We start from the raw sequence: 18,054 nt of genomic DNA on the forward strand, positions 1-18,054 counted from the left end.
GTCGTCGCAAAGCGGGGAAGAAACCCAAGAGGCAAACAGCATTAGATCACACATCAACGATGGAAAACAGACTGGGAACTGCCGGGCACGGTGCCAGATCGTTCTTGATTACATCTGACAAGCGCGTCTGGTGCAAAAAGACGTAGACGTGCGCACTAAGACCTTCCCAAAGACGGTTGGTCAATGACTGCGCCCGGCTGCCCGAGGATGCCCCAGATGCACCAGCACCTTTTTGCAGCGCGTCCACGGTTTCATCCACCGCCGCCAGAACTTCGACCACCCGAATCTCGGAAGCAGGCCGCGCCAAACGATACCCGCCGCCCGGTCCACGTACGGACGAAACCAGTTCGGCCCGGCGCAATTTGACGAAAAGCTGTTCAAGATAAGGAAGCGAGATATCCTGACGTTCGGAAATTTCGCTAAGCGTCACCAAGCGGTCCGAGGGCTGTAGAGCAATATCAGCCAGTGCAACCATCGCGTAACGACCCTTTGTCGAAAGCTTCATTGTCTTTCCCTCATGGCAGGTTATAAGCGAAAACATTGACGCCGCCGCCGCCAGTGCGTATCTCCGACAGGCAGCGCCTTGCGCAAAGCATCATAATTAGAACCGTTCTAAAGTGCCTTACGATTACCGTCAAGTATATCGTGGCATCAGGAAGAAAAAGACAGGACCAAAGCACACATGCCCGAGGTGATTTTTCCCGGACCCGAAGGCCGCCTGGAAGGCCGCTACCACCCGCAAAAGGAAAAAGACGCACCGATTGCCATCGTGCTGCACCCGCATCCACAATTCGGCGGGACCATGAACAACAAGGTGGTCTATAATCTGCACTATGCGTTTTACAACATGGGCTTTACCGTGTTGCGCTTTAACTTCCGCGGCGTGGGCCGCAGCCAAGGTGAATACGATCAGGGCATCGGTGAGCTGAGCGATGCAGCGTCAGCGCTGGACTATCTGCAGTCGATGAACAACAACTCCAAGCACTGCTGGGTTGCCGGTTTCTCGTTTGGTGCCTGGATCGGAATGCAGCTGCTGATGCGCCGCCCCGAAATTACGGGCTTTATCAGCGTGTCGCCCCCAGCCAACATGTATGACTTCTCGTTCTTGGCGCCCTGCCCTTCGTCCGGCCTGATCATCAACGGCTCGTCCGACCGTGTGGCCCCGCCCGCCGACACCACGTCGCTGGTCAACAAACTGCACGAACAAAAGGGCATCACCATCACCCATAACGAGGTTGAGGGTGCTGATCACTTCTTCCAGGACCGTCACATGGACACGCTGATCACCGATGTCAGTGACTATGTGAAGCGTCGCCTGACCGAGAACACGCGCTAATGTCGAATACCATCACAACACTTGCGGCCAAACTGGCCGAGGACACAATGAAGGTGATGGACGAAACCGGCAATGATCGTTTCTTTGTCGAGGTGGGAGAGCTTTTGGGCGCCTCCTCCCAGACCTTGGAAGAGGCCTTTTTGACCGAAATGCGTGTACGCATTGCTGAACGCAAAGCGCGCAAGTTTGTCATCGACGCACTGACCAAACATCGATCCCAGGTGAAAGCGATTGAAAAGAAATGACTGAAAGACTGTCCGCGCAACTTGAATTCCTGAAACGCGCGGACAGGCTGAAGTCGGTCGATCGCGCCAATGCGCTCCTGGATCGGTCCCGCCCTGAAAACTCTGCAGAACACAGCTGGCACCTGGCCTTATGGGCATTGACGATGGAGCCGTTGGCGGGTGACGACGTTAACATTAACCGCGTCATACGCATGCTGCTGTTGCACGATCTGGTCGAGATCATCGTCGGCGATCACCCCATTCACCTGGAAACCGATTGGAACGCCGTGGAACGCGCCGAGCGCGCGGCGGCGGACGAGTTGTTTAGTCTCTTGCCGGACGATCAGACGTCTGCGTTTCAAGCCCTGTGGGAAGAGTTCGAGGCCTACACGACGCCGGACGCGAAATTCGCCAAGTATCTGGACCGATGCCAACCGCTGTTTCAAGTCTTGTGTTCGCCAACCCCCAACCCGGATCATGTTGAAGTAGCGCGGGAAAACCTCTGCAGTGGTCGCGCCGCGTATTTGGCACGGGAATTCCCCCAAGCACACGCTCTGGCCAGCGCCATGCTGCACGCGCAGTCAACGCCCGAAACTGCGTTTTCTGAACGGCTGGCTTTTCTGATTGAGGCAGACCGCCTCAAGTCCGTTTACCGCGCCTCGCGCCTGTTGTCTGACGATCGGTTTGAGAACTCGGCCGAACATTCCTGGCACATCATGCTGTTTGCTTGGGTTTTGGCGGAATACGCGCAGCCCGGTGTATCGCTGGACCAAGTCCTGAAAATGCTTCTACTGCATGACATCGTCGAAATTGATGCCGGAGATCATCCCATCCACGGACAAGTCGACCACGCCGCACAAGAAGCCGAGGAAAAGGCAGCAGCCGACAGGTTGTTCGGGTTGTTGCCCGAGGCACCGCAGCACGCCTTCCGGACGCTATGGGAGGAGTTCGAAGCCGCCGAGTCGCCAGACGCGCGATTTGCCAAGGCGATCGATCGGTTTCAAACCCCGATCGGGAACCTTGAAACAGGTGGCGGGTCCTGGGTCGATTACAACGTGACGTTTGCCCAGATCGAACGCCGTGTGGGAATCCCGATCAATCGCGGTGCACCAGCGCTGTGGTCATGGTTGCGACCGAAACTGAGCACGTATTTTTCAGAAAACACTGTCGGTTGAGCCAATAGAAAAAGGGGCGCAAAAGCCCCTTTTCCAATCGTTCCGGCAGGCACTTAAACCTGAAAACTTTCAAACCGCTCAACACCACTGGCTGCGTTTATGTCGACGGACCCCCCGCCCGCAAGCCACCCAAGCGCCACTATGAATGCCGAAGCAACGATCACGGATATCGCAAATTTCGTCATTGAAAACTCATAAAAGAAAACTAAAAACCACCCATTTCCTATCAGAATTTTTCTCTTTGAAATAGTATGGTTATCCTGACCTCTTCGGTGGGCAGTCCCGGTTCTTCCGACACAGAACTTTTCCCAATATCCATTCACATTCCCCTTGTCGTGAATTGGGATTTTGTGGTCAACCTCCCCAACTGCAACTGAATCGAGACCTGCCGTGCCCAAAGCCTATCTCATCCTATTGCTGGCGGTTTTCGCCGAAACAATTGGCACAACGGCGCTGCAGGCCAGCCAGCAGTTCAGCCGGTTTTGGCCCTCTGTTTTGGTTGTCGTGGGTTACGGAGTTGCTTTTTACTTACTGGGCCTCACCCTGAAATTTATGCCGGTCGGCATCGTCTATGCCATTTGGTCAGGCTTGGGGATCGTTCTAATCGCCATCATAGGCTTCATTGTTTTTGGTCAGCGCCTGGACTGGCCTGCGGTGCTCGGTTTGGCGATGATATTGGCCGGAATCCTGATCATTCACCTGTTTTCCAGCACAGCGGGCCACTGACGACCGGTTAGGGCTGGCCTATTCAGTCAATCCGCGTTATGCGCGCGGCAACTTCCCGTTCAAAGGCTGACCTCTCATGGACCTGCGCAATATCGCAATCATCGCTCACGTGGACCACGGTAAAACGACCCTGGTGGATGAGCTGCTCAAACAATCCGGTGCGTTCCGGGAAAACCAGGCGGTGGCCGAACGCGCCATGGATAGCAATGATCTGGAGCGCGAACGCGGCATCACCATCCTTGCCAAAGCGACCTCGGTCGAATGGAAAGGCACCCGGGTCAACATCGTTGACACCCCCGGCCACGCCGATTTCGGTGGCGAGGTTGAGCGGATCCTCAGCATGGTCGACGGTGTTGTCCTGTTGGTGGACGCCGCCGAAGGCCCGATGCCGCAGACCAAATTCGTGACGTCCAAGGCGTTGGCGCTGGGCCTGCGTCCCATCGTGGTTCTGAACAAGGTAGACAAACCCGACGCTGAACCAGACCGCGCACTTGATGAATGCTTTGACCTGTTCGCCAACCTCGGCGCTGACGATGACCAGCTGGACTTTCCGTCCATGTATGCCTCGGGCCGCTCGGGCTGGGCGGATATGGAGCTGGACGGGCCACGCAAGGACCTGACCGCCCTGTTCGATCTGATCGTCGATCACGTCCCTGCCCCAAAGCAGGTCGAAAACAAAGATGAGCCTTTCCGTATGCTGGCCACGACACTGGGCAGCGATCCGTTCATCGGTCGCATCCTAACCGGTCGTGTGGAAAGCGGCACTTTGAAAGCGGGCGACAACCTCAAGGCGCTGAGCCGTGATGGCACGCTGATCGAAAACTTCCGCGCGTCGAAAATCCTGGCGTTCCGCGGACTGGCCCAACAGCCCATCGACGTGGCCGAAGCAGGCGATATCGTCACCATCGCAGGCATGAGCAAGGCAACCGTAGCCGACTCGCTGGTTTCGCCGCAGGTTGACGAAGCCCTGCCCGCACAGCCCATCGATCCGCCAACCATCACCGTGACCTTCGGCATCAACGACTCGCCGCTGGCCGGTCGGGACGGCAAGAAAGTTCAGTCGCGTGTTATCCGCGACCGCCTGATGAAAGAGGCCGAGTCGAACGTTGCCATCCGCATCACCGACACACCCGGCGGCGAGGCCTTCGAGGTCGCTGGTCGCGGCGAATTGCAAATGGGCGTTCTGATCGAGAACATGCGCCGCGAAGGGTTTGAGCTCAGCATCTCGCGCCCGCAGGTTCTGTTCCGCGAGGAAGACGGCCAGCGCATGGAGCCCATCGAAGAAGTCACTATTGACGTCGACGATGAATATTCAGGCTCGGTGATCGAAAAGATCACTGGCGCGCGCAAAGGTGAACTGGCCGAAATGCGCCCGGCTGGCGCGGGCAAGACCCGTATTATCGCGCATGTACCGTCGCGCGGATTGATCGGATATCACGGCGAGTTCCTGACCGACACACGCGGCACCGGTGTTCTGAACCGTGTGTTCCACGGCTGGGCGGCCCACAAAGGCCCGATCCCGGGTCGTCGTGCGGGGGTTCTGATCTCGATGGAAAACGGACAGGCCGTGGCTTATGCGCTGTGGAACCTGGAAGAGCGCGGCCGGATGTTCGTTGCCCCGCAAACCGACGTGTATCAGGGCATGGTCATCGGCGAACACTCACGCGATAACGACCTTGAGGTGAACCCGCTCAAAGGCAAGAAACTGACCAACGTGCGCGCCAGCGGTTCCGATGACGCCGTTCGCCTGACACCCCATATCCAGTATTCTCTGGAAGAGGCGATTGCCTATATCGATGATGACGAACTGGTTGAGGTCACTCCAAACGCCATTCGGTTGCGCAAGCGTTTCCTTGACCCGCACGAGCGGAAACGGATGGCAAGATCGGCCTGAACCGGTCTGTGACATTGTTTACATAATCTAAACAATGTTCCGTTCGTGGTAAAATTACTTCTAGAATTACCATCTAAATCAAAAGAAAGCCCGTCGTACTGACGGGCTTTTTCTTATATTTTTCATACAGTTTCACCAATAGGTTGCAAATCTACCGGCGTTTATCGCTGTTACTCGACCAACAATTGAGGCAATTTACGGAAGTATTTTTGTCCAAACTGTGGCACAATTACTTTGTTAATAGGTGTTGGTAATGAGTTTAAAGGAGTAGCGCTATGCGCGTAAGATCCCGTTTATATTCGTTTGTATTTTTATCCGCGACATTCCCACTGATGGCAACAAGCGCGGCTCATGCGGCTGAAGTTTGCAAAGTTAAAACAGCCCGGCAGTCTGTATCCACCGAAACGCTTTGTAGTTGCAAAGTCGTCGACAAGCGGATGCTGCGCTACATTCAGCGCCGGGCCGACTTTGAGGATATCTTGGCCCGCACATCGCAAGCCTGTCCTCTGTTCGCAGCGATTTTGACTGATATCCCGACGGCAACCGTTGCAAGGAACCGCACCAGCGACGGCGATGACAGAAGCTCTTCAAGTGGTAACAACGGTTCGTCCGAAAGCAGCGGCGGTGCCGGAGTATCCGGCACAAGTGGTGAATCCGGCGATGGTGGTGATGGCGGCAGCGGCAATGGCGGCGGAAACGGCGGAGGCAATGGCGGCGGCAACGGTGGTAGCAACGACGGTGGCAACGGTGGCGGTAATTCCGGCAGCGGTGACGGCAACGGCGACAGCAATGGCGGCGAAAACTCCGGCAGCGGTGATGGCAATGGCGGTAGCAACGGCGGCGGTAACTCCGGCAGCGGCGACGGCAACGGCGGCAGTAATGGCGGCGGAAACTCCAGCAGCGGCGATGGTAACGGTGGCAGCAATGGCGGCGGTAACTCCGACAGCGGCAGCGGTAATGGCGGCAGCAATGACGGTGGAAACTCCAATAGCGGCGACGGCAATGGCGGCGGCAATGGCGACGGCAACGATGGCGGTGGCAGCGACGGAAGCGGTGGCGGTGCCGGTGGTGGCGGTGCCGATGGCAGCGGTGGCGGCGACGGCGGCGGTGGCAGCGACGGCAGCGGTGGCGGCGACGGCGGCGGTGGCAGCGACGGAAGCGGCGGCGGTGCCGGTGGCGGCGGCGCCGATGGCAGCGGCGGCACCCTCTGACGCGATCAACCGCAAAGCAGCCTGAAATTTTTGGCGACGCCTTGAAAAACGCCGAAAACGTCTCGACGTTCGGCCTGACAAACAAAGGGGCGACTATCGTGTCGCCCCTTTTGCCAAGCATAGCCTGATAGATCAGTCGATATTTTTAACTTCTTCCGTACACACCAACCCAATGGCTGGGTTTCGCCGGATCCTGCATCCGAAGGAACAAATACCGCGTGGCCGACCAGGGTTTGATCCGGTTGGTCAAATTGTCCAGCACCAAATCGCCCTGAGCGGAGCGATAGACAAGAACTGCATGTGCATTTCGGCGCGTATCCAACACCGTCGCAATCAGCAATTTGTTTGGATCAACGCCTGCCCTGATCAGATCTCTTTTCTTCAAAAGAGCAAAATCCTCGCAATCCCCGCCGCGCGTTGTCGGCAAAGCCCACCGCTCGGTGGTGCGGTATTGCGTCTGATCCGTAACCGCGCGCGTCGTTGCGTTGACCTGACGGTTGATCCGCTCAATGATCTGCATTTCCTGTTGGGACGTCATGCGTACTGACGTCTTGCTTGAGCACGCCCAAGCGTACTGTCGGCACAACTGCTGCGCACCGGAAGGCGGAGGGGACGCCGCAAGAGTACGGATGAAGTTGCCCTCGCTCGCATCCGCCTGAGACGCGAAAACCGCGGCCCCGTAAACCAAAGCAGCAATCCCCACTGCCCGACCTGAAAATGTCTTCAACCGCCCGAGAGCGGCCTTGAGTCCGATATCTTCCGATTTCATGCCCGTACCTCGATCCCTGTCTACGCAACGATTGACGACAAGCAGGACCGTATTCGATTAGAAAAACCTAATGGTAAACGGTAGCGCTTGTACAATCTTTGGCGAAAGTGAAGGGGAAAAAAGGCGGAAATTCGTCACTCAATATGACCATTTCGCGCAGGAATTGAGAAAAAAGCGCCACAATCTAGGCGGGAAGATACCTAATAACTCTCATTCCAATAAAATAAGATACTGGAATCACGAAGATTCCGATTGGGTGGAAAACTGCCACAATACGGTTCACTTCACTTGTGAACAGTTCGGCTGAATTTCGCCCATGAATGGATCTGATTGGCAGAAAACCCGCCGATCAGACTTGGCTTATTCTTATTCGGTAATTTCTACAACCACCAGTTCACGCTCACTTGCGCCGCGCGCGTGGTCCAGGGCCTGCTGGTACTCCGGTGAATTATAGCACTCGACCGCGGCCTCGACGGACGGAAACTTGGCGACCACATTGCGCGGACGCTCTTTGCCTTCCAGTTGGACATAACGTGCAGCGCGGGCAATAAACGCCCCGCCGTGCTTGGCAATCGCAGGCCCTGCGAGTTCTGCGTATTTCGCATATGCGTCCGCATCCGTCACGGTGACGTGAGCAATCCAGAGTGCTGCCATCTTATCCTCCCAAAACCTGTTCTGCGGCCTTGATCGCCGCATCTGCGTTCGACGCGTCCTTGCCACCGCCCTGCGCCATGTCGGGGCGTCCACCGCCGCCCTTGCCGCCCAGTTCTGAGACGGCCGCACGAACCAGATCGACTGCCGAAACCTTGTCGGTCAGATCGGCCGTCACACCGGCCGCAACAGCAGCCTTACCGCCCGCATCCGCGATCAGCAGAACGGCGCCGGACCCCAGACGGCTTTTGTGCTCATCAATCAACGCCGGCAAGTCCTTGCCCGATACGCCGTTCAGCGCCTGCGCAAGGAAAGCGACCCCGTTCACCTCACGCGCTTCGCCGCCACTCTGCCCGGCCCCGCCGGCCATGGCCAGATCGCGGCGCAGCTGCGCCACTTCGTTTTGCAGCGATTTGCGTTCGTCCAACAGTGCTTTGACGCGGCCAACAACGTCATCTGGCTGCGCCTTGAGTTCTGATGCGATCTGACCCAGACGCTGATCCTGCTGGGACAGATGCCGCAGCGCCTCGTCACCGGTCAGAGCCTCGATCCGGCGTACGCCCGCGCTGCTGGCGCTGTCGCCCAGAACCACAAAAGTACCGATGTCACCAGTCTGACGTACATGGGTGCCGCCGCACAGTTCAATCGACCAGGTCTCGCCATCCTGACCTTTACCGGTCGGAGCTTTGCCCATGGACACGACACGGACTTCGTCGCCGTATTTCTCGCCAAACAGCGCCTGTGCACCCAGTTCGCGCGCATCATCAGGGGTCATGATCCGCGTTTCGACAGTCGAGTTCTGACGGATGAAGTCATTTACATCGCGTTCGACCTTTTGGATCTCATCCGCGCTCAGCGCCTTGGAATGGCTGAAGTCAAACCTCAACCGGTCAGCCGCGTTCAGCGAGCCGCGCTGTGCAACATGATCGCCCAACGTTTCACGCAACGCCTCGTGGAGCAGGTGCGTGGCCGAGTGGTTTGCGCGAATTGCCGTGCGCCGCGCATGGTCGACCTCAAGCTCGACCGCGTCACCTTTGGACAAAGCGCCCTGATCAACGGTCACTTTGTGGGCATAGATTTTGCCATCAGCGAATTTTCTGGTGTCTTCGACCCGCGCCATGTCATCGCGTTCTTCCAAACGCCGGATTTCACCAGTATCACCGATCTGACCGCCAGCTTCGCCATAGAACGGTGTCTGGTTGACAATCACCCAGCCGGATCCCCCTTTTTCAATTGTGTCGACCAACGCACCGTCAACCACCAAAGCGGCAATCTGCCCTTCGGCCTTTTCCGTGTCATAGCCCAGAAAATCCGTAGCTCCGGCAGTATCCAGCACATCAAACCACACTGCCTGATCTGCAGCTTCACCCGAACCAGCCCATGCAGCACGCGCCTTGGCTTTTTGTTCGGCCATGGCAGCGTCGAACCCGTCCGTGTCCACGGAACGACCCTTTTCGCGCAGGGCGTCCTGCGTCAGGTCCAGCGGAAACCCATACGTGTCGTACAATTTGAATGCCGCATTACCCGGAAGTGCCGCGCCCTCGGGCAGGCCTGCAACTTCATCATCCAGGAGTTTCAGACCACGATCCAGGGTTTGCTTGAACCGCGTTTCCTCCAACAGCAGCGTCTCTTCGATCAACGGCTGCGCCTGTCCCAACTCGGTGTATTGCGCGCCCATCAGCTGCACCAGACTTGGCACCAGCTGATACATAACCGGATCTTTCGCCCCCAGAAGATGCGCATGACGCATTGCGCGACGCATGATCCGGCGCAGCACATAGCCACGCCCGTCATTGGAAGGCATCACGCCATCCGCGATCAGGAAGGATGTCGCGCGCAGGTGGTCCGCAATTACCCGGTGGTGCACATTCTGGTCGCCATAGGGATCAACCCCGGTGGCATGAGCAGACGCTTCGATCAATGTCTTGAACAGGTCGGTGTCATAGTTGTCATGGCTGCCCTGCAGCAGCGCGCCAATCCGTTCCAGCCCCATGCCAGTATCGATCGACTGCATGTCGAGTTCGACCATCGAGCCGTCTTCGAACTGCTCGTTCTGCATGAAAACGATGTTCCAGATTTCGATGAACCGATCGCCGTCTTCGTCGGGCGATCCCGGAGGCCCACCCCAGATGTGATCGCCATGGTCGTAGAAAATTTCCGTACACGGTCCACACGGACCAGTCGGACCCATCTGCCAGAAATTGTCGCTGGTGGCGATGCGGATAATCCGGTCTTCGGGCACGCCGACCTTTTTCCAGATTTCAAACGCCTCGTCATCCGTGTGATACACCGTTGCCAGCAGGCGGTTCTTGTCGATACCGAATTCCTTGGTGATCAACTCCCACGCAAAAGGGATCGCCTCGTGTTTGAAGTAGTTGCCGAACGAAAAATTGCCCAGCATTTCAAAGAAAGTGTGGTGACGTGCAGTATAGCCAACGTTATCGAGGTCATTGTGCTTACCGCCGGCGCGCACGCATTTCTGCGCCGTCGTGGCGCGCTGATAATCTCGGGTTTCAACGCCGGTAAACAGGTTCTTGAACTGCACCATGCCCGAGTTCACGAACATCAATGTCGGGTCATTGCGCGGAACCAGCGGGCTGGACGCGACAATTTCATGCCCCTGTTTGGCAAAATAATTCAGAAAGGTTGAGCGGATATCATTCAGCGTGGGCATATGGCTCTCTCGGCGCGCAATCTCAGTGTTCTGAAATGGTTTATCCCCGTCCCAAAGGATAGTCCACAAAGATAAACCGGCCTTATTTTTGAAGGGCTAGAAAACCCGTCGACAAGATCCGTACACACCAATAGTACAAGATCACCGTATGCAGAACGAGTTAAGGCGGCCACGCGGACCGCCTAGTTTCGAGTATTCTCAATTCTTGCAAAACCGGGGGATTTTTGCGGCCCCCAATTGGGCTGTTACGCCTCGAGGATGTCATCTTCCTCGGCAGAACCGGGTGGCATGTCGAACTCCAGGCCGTGCGCGGCCCGAATCTTGTCTTCGATATCCAGCGCAATGCGGCTGTTGTCGCGCAGGTATTGCTTGGCATTCTCACGCCCCTGCCCGATCCGTTCGTCGCCATAGCTGAACCACGAGCCCGATTTCTCGACCACTCCAGCCTTGACGCCCAGATCCAGCAACTCACCCATCTTGCTGATACCTTCGCCATACATGATGTCGAATTCCACTTGCTTGAAGGGCGGCGCCACCTTGTTCTTGACCACCTTGACACGCGTCTGGTTGCCGACAACCTCATCACGATCTTTGATCGCGCCAATCCGGCGAATATCCAAACGAACCGAGCTGTAGAATTTCAGCGCGTTACCACCGGTCGTGGTTTCGGGGCTACCGAACATTACGCCGATCTTCATCCGGATTTGGTTGATAAAGATCACCATGCAATTCGAGCGGCTGATCGAGCCCGTCAGTTTACGCATCGCCTGGCTCATCAATCGGGCCTGCACGCCAACGCTGCTGTCGCCCATGTCGCCTTCGAGCTCCGATTTCGGCGTCAAAGCCGCAACTGAGTCGACGACAACCATGTTCACCGCGCCCGAACGAACAAGCGTGTCGGTGATCTCTAGCGCCTGTTCACCTGTGTCAGGCTGCGAGATCAGAAGCTCATCCAGATCAACACCCAGTTTGCGGGCATATTGAGGATCCAACGCGTGTTCGGCATCCACGAATGCGCACACACCACCGCGTTTTTGCTGTTCTGCAATGCAATGCAGCGTCAGCGTGGTCTTACCCGAGCTTTCCGGGCCATAAATCTCAACAATCCGACCCATCGGCAGACCACCAATACCCAGCGCGATATCCAGGCCCAAAGACCCGGTCGAGCTTGCATCGATGTCCTGCTTGGCATCCTCGCCCAGCTTCATGATCGAGCCCTTGCCGAACTGCCGTTCGATTTGCGCCAGCGCGCTATCAAGCGCCTTTTGCTTGTCTGCGTTTTTCTTGTCGCTCATTGTCAGAAGATCCGCCATTGTCCTGTCGCCTTCTCTTTTGTCATACCCATGATCGGGCGGCAATCACTGCTTTGTTCGCCTCTTGTTCCTTATGGGACCAAAAAGAGAACATTTCAACTAAAACTTACAATACTTACTGTTCGGCAATTGTGTTAAAGAGTCGTTTACGCCAATCTGCGACTACTAAATTAGGCGGCGAAGGGCGAATAAATGCTTGTTTTCTATAAGGAACGCCTTGCGTTTCTGGCAGTTCCAAAAACAGGCAGCACAGCCTATCACACTGCCCTTAGCGCGCGGGCCGACTTTGTCGTCACCGGCCCGCCCGAATTGAAACATGCGCCTGTTCGCCGTTATGACAGGTTTTTTCAAAACATTTTTCGCAAAATGCATGACACCGAAATGGAAATCATGGCCGTCGTGCGCGAACCTATCGACTGGCTCGGCAGTTGGTACAAATACCGCAGCCGGGACGACCGCATCGGGCATCCGCATTCAACCCGCGACCTGAACTTTGATGATTTTGTGCAAGGTTACATGCAAAACCCCCGCCCGGAATTCGCAGATGTCGGCAGTCAGAGCCAGTTTTTCCGCACCCGAAACAACGGTTTCGGTGCGACGCATGTTTTCAAGTACGAAAACCAGGATAAGATCCTGAGCTTTCTGCAGGACCGGTTGAACATGGAAATCACCCTGCAGCGCGAGAATGTCTCACCAAAGCGCGACCTATTCTTGTCGCCGGAAACGGAAAAGAAGTTCCGCAAACACCACGCCGCCGAATTTTCCTGCCACGAAACGGCGCTTTAGTCAGTTTAGTTGGTTAAACACAGCCTGGGTCAACTGCGTCAGAGAGAACGGCTTGGGCAAAAAGGTGGAATTCGCAACCTCGGGGCCTGAATCACCAAAGGCGCCTTCGGTATAGCCAGACATAAAGATCACCCGCACGTTCGGTCGGGTCTCCATCGCTTTGCGCACCCAGGTTGGCCCGTCCATGCCGGGCATAACCACATCTGTCACAAAGGCATCCACATGCACCGACCCATCCTCCAGCAGGTGCAGCGCCTCTTCGGCGGATCCGGCTTCGAGCACGGTGTAGCCCTTCAATCGCAATGCACGTGTGGCAAAGGCCCGAACCGGGGCCTCATCCTCGACCAGCAGAACTACGCCTTCACCCTGCCGGGACGTTGGGTTTTCCGGAAGGCTGGCGATGTCCTGATCAATTTTCTGCGGTACGGTTGAAACCGGCAGATACACGGTAAATTCGGTTCCCTTGCCCTGAATGCTATCGACAAAGATGAACCCTCCGGTCTGCTTGACGATGCCGTAGACCGTCGACAATCCAAGACCGGTCCCCTCACCGGTGCGCTTGGTCGTATAGAATGGCTCAAACACTTTTTGCAGCTTGTCTGCGGGAATGCCTGTGCCGCTGTCGATCACTTTCACGGTGACGTATTCGCCGGGTTGAACCGTTGCACGATCCCGCCGGAACGGTTCGGTCAGAGAAATAACCTCAGTCTCGATGCGCACCTCGCCACCTTCGGGCATCGCGTCCCGTGCGTTCACAACCAGGTTCATAAACACCTGTTCGAGCTGCCTTTTGTCTGCGCGCACAGGCTTCAGCACGGGATCATGGCTTAACGTCAGGCGAACCTTTTCGCCCACCAAGCGGTTCAAAAGATGGATCAGGTCGGAAATTGTGTCGCGCAGGTCCAGAACCTCGGGCTGCAAAGTCTGCTTTCGCGAGAATGCAAGAAGTTGACTGACCAACGCCGCGGCCCGGTTGGCGTTCTGGTTGATCTGAACCAGGTCACCATAGTTCGGATCATTCTGATCATGCCGCAGCAGCAATAGATCGCAATGCCCCGAAATCGCAGTCAGAAGGTTGTTAAAATCATGAGCCACGCCGCCCGCCAATTGCCCGACAGCCTGCATCTTTTGCCCCTGCACGAACTGAGCTTCCAGTGTCTTCAACTCGGTCGCATCATTTAGGACGGCGATCAGACAAATCTGTCCCTTGCACGTCACTCGGTTCAGTGTGACCTGCACGAAAACTTCTTTGTCCTGACGTGACAGGCGAAGAAATTCCGACCGGGGAACGGCATTCTCTTCGGTCGCGGTGCGGGTCAACCAATCCAGGATGGGATAGCCGAGCCCGTGCATGATTTCGGCCACATTCGACTTGCCCGGCTGGATCTCTCCGATCAGCTTGATCGCCATCCGGTTCGCATCCAGAATTTCGCCTTCGGGTGACAGACACATCACCGGCACTGGCAACTCAGCGAACGAGGCATCGCCCCCGGATGGACCCGCAGATTTCATCGGCAACAAAAGCAGATCGCGCACAGTGCCCGAGCGGGACAGCTCAGACACGGTCACAGGCACCCGCCCGTCCGAAGTTTCAGCCAGCGAGATTTCACCCGGTTGCGGGATGTCATTGGGAAATATCTTACCCATAACGTCGGGCCTGTGACCGATCATGGCCTCTGCCATTCCATTCACGCGCAGAATTGCCCCATTGCGACCCTCTGTCAGCACTGGAACAGGGGCGTCATCCCATTGCCCGCCTTCAATTAGATGAAACCGCCAGCAGAACACATCCTGCCCCACGCTGAAAACCGAGATCGGGATTGTCGAGCCAACGGTCACGATATCTTCGCGGGCGCGTTCGTGGATTTCTGCGATGGATTGCAGGCGCAGCAGGATCGCTGCGGGGTTAGCGAATTTGGATTTCAGGCAATGCTGCAATCGCGCACCCGGAAAAGCATTTATCTGCGCCCTTGCCCGCGTGTTCGCGCTCAGAATATCGCCATTTGCGTTGGCGATCACCGTCGGACACAAGTCCTGTTCGGTGAAGACGGCCATCACTTCTGCCGAATTGCGTGCCGTCCGTTCGGCCGTGAACCCCCGAAAAACAACAAGAAGACCGGCGGATAACAGCGAGACGCCAGCAACAACAAGCCCCGTATTCCAGGCGGTCGGTAACACGTCTGTCAACGGTGTTACGCTCAGCAATGTGCCCAGAACAACGAGCGGTACAAGGCGCGAGAAGGCCGGCGTTTTTCGCGAGGTCGGTTCAGAAAAGATCTCTGCAGTGTCGGACATTAACAACTCAGGTCAAAAGGCTTTGTCACACTCAGCCCGAATTTGGTTAACGCCTCCTTAAGGACAGCGGAAACTTCTACCCAAGGTTGTTATTCAATGACGTGATATCGCGTCAAGTGCGACGTAAAGAACCCGTCTACACCGTGTGTCACAAGCCACGACTTTCGCAGCGTTTCGGTCCAGTCGGGATTCAGTTTCAGAAATCCGTCGACAATATCGCCGTTTTCGTCATCCAACATGGAACAGGTTGCATAGGTCAAAATTCCACCCGGTCCAACCAGTTGAGCGGCGGAATTCAGGATGTCGGACTGAAGTACATTTAGCGCGTGCAACCCCTTTTCCGACAGTGACCATTTACCTGCCGGGGCACGCCGCCACGAGCCGCTGCCCGAGCATGGCGCATCCGTCAGGACAATATCGAACGGAGCCTGACGGGCCACATCTTCCGGCTGCAGGCAGGTAACACGCACACCGGCCCGTTTCGTCCGCGTCGGCAGATCGCGCATGCGCCCTACGTTCACATCATGCGCAAAGACCTCGACACCCGAATGGGCCGCCAGAGCCAAGGACTTCCCGCCACCGCCTGCGCAATAATCCAGAACACGCAGACCCGGCCGCAGGTCGAGCGCTGCGACCACGGCTTGGCTGGCTGCGTCCTGCAATTCGACCAGACCTTCGGAATAAGCGCGGCTTTGGGCAATTCTTCGAGCCCCTTCTGTGACCTCTAGGGCGGTTTCACACGCCGGATGTTCTTGCGCGGTGATCCCATCAACGGTCAAAGCAGCAATCGCACCAGCACGTTCGGTTTTGGCAAGGTTAGCCCGCAAATGAACAGGTGCACGGGTTTGCAATACCTGTGCCGCAGCCTCTGCCTGTTCCCTGAGCGAGGTTTGAAAACGCGGCCAGAGCCATTCGGGGATGTCGCGCCGCTCGGCATCCGAGCTGAACGCGCGCGGCGCATCGGCGGCGGTTAACGGCTCTGGCGTATATCGTTCGCCCGTAAACAGCGTTTCGGGATCACCGCCGTTTGACCGGATCGAACCGATCATCAAACCGCGCCCGGTTTCAGCCCCGCCCAAGGCCGAGAAGGACCGTTTGCAACGCAGCGCTTCGAACACGTGATCGCGCACGGCGGCCCGGTCTTTCGAGCCCGCAAACCGGCTGCGGCGCGCCCATCCTGTCAAAGCCTTTTCAACCGGTGCCCCTGCGAGGATATCATCAAGGATTTCTATCGAAGCCTGAACGCGCGCTGCTGGGGTCATAGGGTTTTCCGATTTCTTTACTAAGCCCAAAAAACGCAAAACGGCGCCCGTGTCAGGGCGCCGTGCTGCAAACTCAGTTGCGTCACATTACCCGGTAGTTCGGGCTTTCGCGTGTTATCTGTACGTCATGCACGTGGCTTTCTTTCAGGCCAGCGCCGGTGATTTTGACGAAGTTACAGTTCTTACGCATTTCTTCGACCGTTGCGCAGCCGGTATAGCCCATCGCCGCGCGCAGGCCGCCAACCAGTTGGTGCACCACAGCACTGGCCGAGCCTTTGTAGGGCACTTGCCCTTCGATCCCTTCGGGAACCAGCTTGTCGCTGGCTGCGTCTTTCTGGAAATAGCGATCGGCCGAGCCGCGCGCCATCGCGCCCAGGCTGCCCATACCGCGATATGATTTGAACGAGCGGCCCTGATACAGGATTACCTCGCCGGGGCTTTCATCGGTGCCTGCGATCATCGAACCGACCATCGCGCAGGACGCGCCCGCTGCAATGGCTTTGGCAAAATCGCCCGAGAACTTGATACCGCCATCTGCGATTACCGGAACTTCACCGGCGGCAGAGGCGCAGTCCATGATCGCCGTCAGCTGAGGCACGCCCACACCCGCAACCATCCGCGTGGTACAGATTGACCCTGGCCCGATGCCCACTTTGATCGCATCTGCGCCCGCGTCGATAAGCGCTTTGGTGGCGTCACCTGTTGCCACATTTCCCGCAATGATCTGAACCTCATTCGACAGGGACTTCACCCGCTTCACCGCGTCTAAAACCCCTTGCGAATGCCCATGAGCAGTGTCGACCACGATGATATCAACGCCCGAATCCACCAGTTGCTCGGACCGTTCGAAGCCAGCATCTCCAACGGATGTTGCCGCAGCGACCCGCAGGCGACCCAACCGGTCCTTACAGGCGGTCGGGTTCAGCACAGCTTGTTCGGTATCTTTCAGGGTCAGCAGGCCTGTCAGCTTACCCTCACCATCGACCACCAGCAGTTTTTCGATCCGGCGCGCTTTCATCAGGCTCTTGGCCTCTTCCAGATCTGCGGGCTCTTGCAGCATCGCCAGATTGTCCGATGTCATCATCACGTGAACCGGCGTCTCATCAGACGTTGCAAACCGCATGTCGCGGTTGGTCAAGATTCCCACAACGCGCCCGCTTTCATCGACGACCGGAAAGCCTGTAAAGTTATAGCGCTGCACAAGCGCCTTTGCGTCCGCCAACGTTTGGTTCACACTCAGCGTGACCGGGTTGTACACGATGCCCGACTCAAACCGCTTCACGCGCCGAATTTCTCGGGCTTGTTCTTCGACCGTCAGGTTTTTGTGAACAACGCCTATACCGCCTGCCTGCGCCATTGCGATGGCCATGCGCGCCTCGGTCACCGTGTCCATCGCTGAGCTGAGCAGCGGGATGTTCATCGTAATTTCACGCGTCACGCGCGTGGTCGTATCCGCCGTCGCCGGCAGCACCGACGAGGACGCCGGAACCAAAAGAACATCGTCAAAGGTAAGTGCCTCACGAATCTGCATCTGTTAACCCCATGCAAAAGCCCGTTTGGCGGTGACCCTATTACATGGATTTAACCTAAGGAAAAGCCCCTGACCTAAACTAGTTTCCCTTCGCTGGCCGAGACCGCGACAAAAAACGACGTAAGACGTGCAAAACGTGCCGCTGAATGGCCTTTCCCTTTGCGCACAAACCCATATCTTGCCGGGCATACGCGCGAATACAAAAGG

Annotated in this window: 15 protein-coding genes; 7 read left to right on the plus strand and 8 right to left on the minus strand. The window is 56.8% G+C overall.

The window, feature by feature from the left end; all coding sequences use genetic code 11:
- Nucleotides 1-46 precede the first annotated feature (46 nt).
- The gene (gene iscR, locus AC2FI8_RS15425) at nucleotides 47-505 is read right to left on the minus strand and encodes a Fe-S cluster assembly transcriptional regulator IscR (protein WP_496764828.1); all 459 of its coding nucleotides are present in this window, start codon (nucleotides 503-505) and stop codon (nucleotides 47-49) included.
- Nucleotides 506-682: 177 nt separating this feature from the next.
- Between iscR and AC2FI8_RS15430 the strand changes: the two genes are divergently transcribed.
- The 6 genes from AC2FI8_RS15430 to AC2FI8_RS15455 all read left to right on the plus strand — a co-directional run bounded on the left by AC2FI8_RS15430 (nucleotide 683) and on the right by AC2FI8_RS15455 (nucleotide 6,566).
- Nucleotides 683-1,336 (plus strand): alpha/beta hydrolase, encoded by a 654-nt coding sequence (locus tag AC2FI8_RS15430; RefSeq protein WP_058271679.1) that lies wholly within the window; start codon nucleotides 683-685, stop codon nucleotides 1,334-1,336.
- On the plus strand, nucleotides 1,336-1,581 hold the full coding sequence (locus AC2FI8_RS15435) for a hypothetical protein (protein ID WP_058271680.1): 246 nt from the start codon (nucleotides 1,336-1,338) through the stop codon (nucleotides 1,579-1,581). The genes AC2FI8_RS15430 and AC2FI8_RS15435 overlap by 1 nt, the downstream gene beginning before the upstream one ends.
- On the plus strand, nucleotides 1,578-2,735 hold the full coding sequence (locus tag AC2FI8_RS15440; RefSeq protein WP_496779989.1) for an HD domain-containing protein: 1,158 nt from the start codon (nucleotides 1,578-1,580) through the stop codon (nucleotides 2,733-2,735). Before AC2FI8_RS15435 ends, AC2FI8_RS15440 begins: the two co-directional genes overlap by 4 nt.
- Nucleotides 2,736-3,125: 390 nt before the next feature.
- On the plus strand, nucleotides 3,126-3,461 hold the full coding sequence (locus tag AC2FI8_RS15445; protein WP_282151243.1) for a DMT family transporter: 336 nt from the start codon (nucleotides 3,126-3,128) through the stop codon (nucleotides 3,459-3,461).
- Nucleotides 3,462-3,537: 76 nt separating this feature from the next.
- Nucleotides 3,538-5,355 (plus strand): translational GTPase TypA, encoded by a 1,818-nt coding sequence (gene typA / locus AC2FI8_RS15450; protein WP_496779991.1) that lies wholly within the window; start codon nucleotides 3,538-3,540, stop codon nucleotides 5,353-5,355.
- Between the two features lie 437 nt (nucleotides 5,356-5,792).
- Nucleotides 5,793-6,566: a hypothetical protein gene (locus AC2FI8_RS15455; protein ID WP_496779992.1), complete on the plus strand. Its 774-nt coding sequence runs from the start codon at nucleotides 5,793-5,795 to the stop codon at nucleotides 6,564-6,566.
- A gap of 145 nt (nucleotides 6,567-6,711) precedes the next feature.
- Here AC2FI8_RS15455 and AC2FI8_RS15460 read toward each other — a convergent pair whose 3' ends face one another.
- From AC2FI8_RS15460 to recA, 4 genes are all read right to left on the minus strand, one after another.
- Nucleotides 6,712-7,335, minus strand: a complete 624-nt coding sequence (locus AC2FI8_RS15460; protein ID WP_496727097.1) for a transglutaminase-like cysteine peptidase — start codon at nucleotides 7,333-7,335, stop codon at nucleotides 6,712-6,714.
- Between the two features lie 366 nt (nucleotides 7,336-7,701).
- Nucleotides 7,702-7,989: a DUF1330 domain-containing protein gene (locus AC2FI8_RS15465; protein WP_472723800.1), complete on the minus strand. Its 288-nt coding sequence runs from the start codon at nucleotides 7,987-7,989 to the stop codon at nucleotides 7,702-7,704.
- A gap of 1 nt (nucleotide 7,990) precedes the next feature.
- The gene (alaS, locus tag AC2FI8_RS15470; RefSeq protein ID WP_496779994.1) at nucleotides 7,991-10,660 is read right to left on the minus strand and encodes an alanine--tRNA ligase; all 2,670 of its coding nucleotides are present in this window, start codon (nucleotides 10,658-10,660) and stop codon (nucleotides 7,991-7,993) included.
- 245 nt (nucleotides 10,661-10,905) lie between these two features.
- On the minus strand, nucleotides 10,906-11,973 hold the full coding sequence (gene recA, locus AC2FI8_RS15475) for a recombinase RecA (RefSeq protein ID WP_108858591.1): 1,068 nt from the start codon (nucleotides 11,971-11,973) through the stop codon (nucleotides 10,906-10,908).
- A 192-nt stretch (nucleotides 11,974-12,165) separates the two neighbouring features.
- Between recA and AC2FI8_RS15480 the strand changes: the two genes are divergently transcribed.
- Nucleotides 12,166-12,759 (plus strand): sulfotransferase family 2 domain-containing protein, encoded by a 594-nt coding sequence (locus AC2FI8_RS15480; RefSeq protein WP_496779995.1) that lies wholly within the window; start codon nucleotides 12,166-12,168, stop codon nucleotides 12,757-12,759.
- Here the strand turns inward: AC2FI8_RS15480 and AC2FI8_RS15485 are convergent, their stop codons facing one another.
- The 3 genes from AC2FI8_RS15485 to guaB form a co-directional block, all read right to left on the minus strand.
- The gene (locus tag AC2FI8_RS15485) at nucleotides 12,760-15,054 is read right to left on the minus strand and encodes an ATP-binding protein (RefSeq protein ID WP_496779998.1); all 2,295 of its coding nucleotides are present in this window, start codon (nucleotides 15,052-15,054) and stop codon (nucleotides 12,760-12,762) included.
- 89 nt (nucleotides 15,055-15,143) lie between these two features.
- Nucleotides 15,144-16,316, minus strand: a complete 1,173-nt coding sequence (locus AC2FI8_RS15490) for an RsmB/NOP family class I SAM-dependent RNA methyltransferase (protein ID WP_496780000.1) — start codon at nucleotides 16,314-16,316, stop codon at nucleotides 15,144-15,146.
- A gap of 82 nt (nucleotides 16,317-16,398) precedes the next feature.
- The gene (guaB, locus tag AC2FI8_RS15495) at nucleotides 16,399-17,847 is read right to left on the minus strand and encodes an IMP dehydrogenase (RefSeq protein ID WP_496727102.1); all 1,449 of its coding nucleotides are present in this window, start codon (nucleotides 17,845-17,847) and stop codon (nucleotides 16,399-16,401) included.
- Nucleotides 17,848-18,054: the final 207 nt, after the last annotated feature.

The organism is Ruegeria sp. CDSB029, from assembly GCF_059611125.1.

Coding starts and splice junctions, on each gene's coding strand:
- iscR (WP_496764828.1), bottom strand. CDS start 505: ATGAAGCTTTCGACAAAGGGTCGTTACGCGATGGTTGCACTGGCTGAT.
- AC2FI8_RS15430 (WP_058271679.1), top strand. CDS start 683: ATGCCCGAGGTGATTTTTCCCGGACCCGAAGGCCGCCTGGAAGGCCGC.
- AC2FI8_RS15435 (WP_058271680.1), top strand. CDS start 1,336: ATGTCGAATACCATCACAACACTTGCGGCCAAACTGGCCGAGGACACA.
- AC2FI8_RS15440 (WP_496779989.1), top strand. CDS start 1,578: ATGACTGAAAGACTGTCCGCGCAACTTGAATTCCTGAAACGCGCGGAC.
- typA (WP_496779991.1), top strand. CDS start 3,538: ATGGACCTGCGCAATATCGCAATCATCGCTCACGTGGACCACGGTAAA.
- AC2FI8_RS15455 (WP_496779992.1), top strand. CDS start 5,793: ATGCTGCGCTACATTCAGCGCCGGGCCGACTTTGAGGATATCTTGGCC.
- AC2FI8_RS15460 (WP_496727097.1), bottom strand. CDS start 7,335: ATGAAATCGGAAGATATCGGACTCAAGGCCGCTCTCGGGCGGTTGAAG.
- AC2FI8_RS15465 (WP_472723800.1), bottom strand. CDS start 7,989: ATGGCAGCACTCTGGATTGCTCACGTCACCGTGACGGATGCGGACGCA.
- alaS (WP_496779994.1), bottom strand. CDS start 10,660: ATGCCCACGCTGAATGATATCCGCTCAACCTTTCTGAATTATTTTGCC.
- recA (WP_108858591.1), bottom strand. CDS start 11,973: ATGGCGGATCTTCTGACAATGAGCGACAAGAAAAACGCAGACAAGCAA.
- AC2FI8_RS15480 (WP_496779995.1), top strand. CDS start 12,166: ATGCTTGTTTTCTATAAGGAACGCCTTGCGTTTCTGGCAGTTCCAAAA.
- AC2FI8_RS15485 (WP_496779998.1), bottom strand. CDS start 15,054: ATGTCCGACACTGCAGAGATCTTTTCTGAACCGACCTCGCGAAAAACG.
- AC2FI8_RS15490 (WP_496780000.1), bottom strand. CDS start 16,316: ATGACCCCAGCAGCGCGCGTTCAGGCTTCGATAGAAATCCTTGATGAT.
- guaB (WP_496727102.1), bottom strand. CDS start 17,847: ATGCAGATTCGTGAGGCACTTACCTTTGACGATGTTCTTTTGGTTCCG.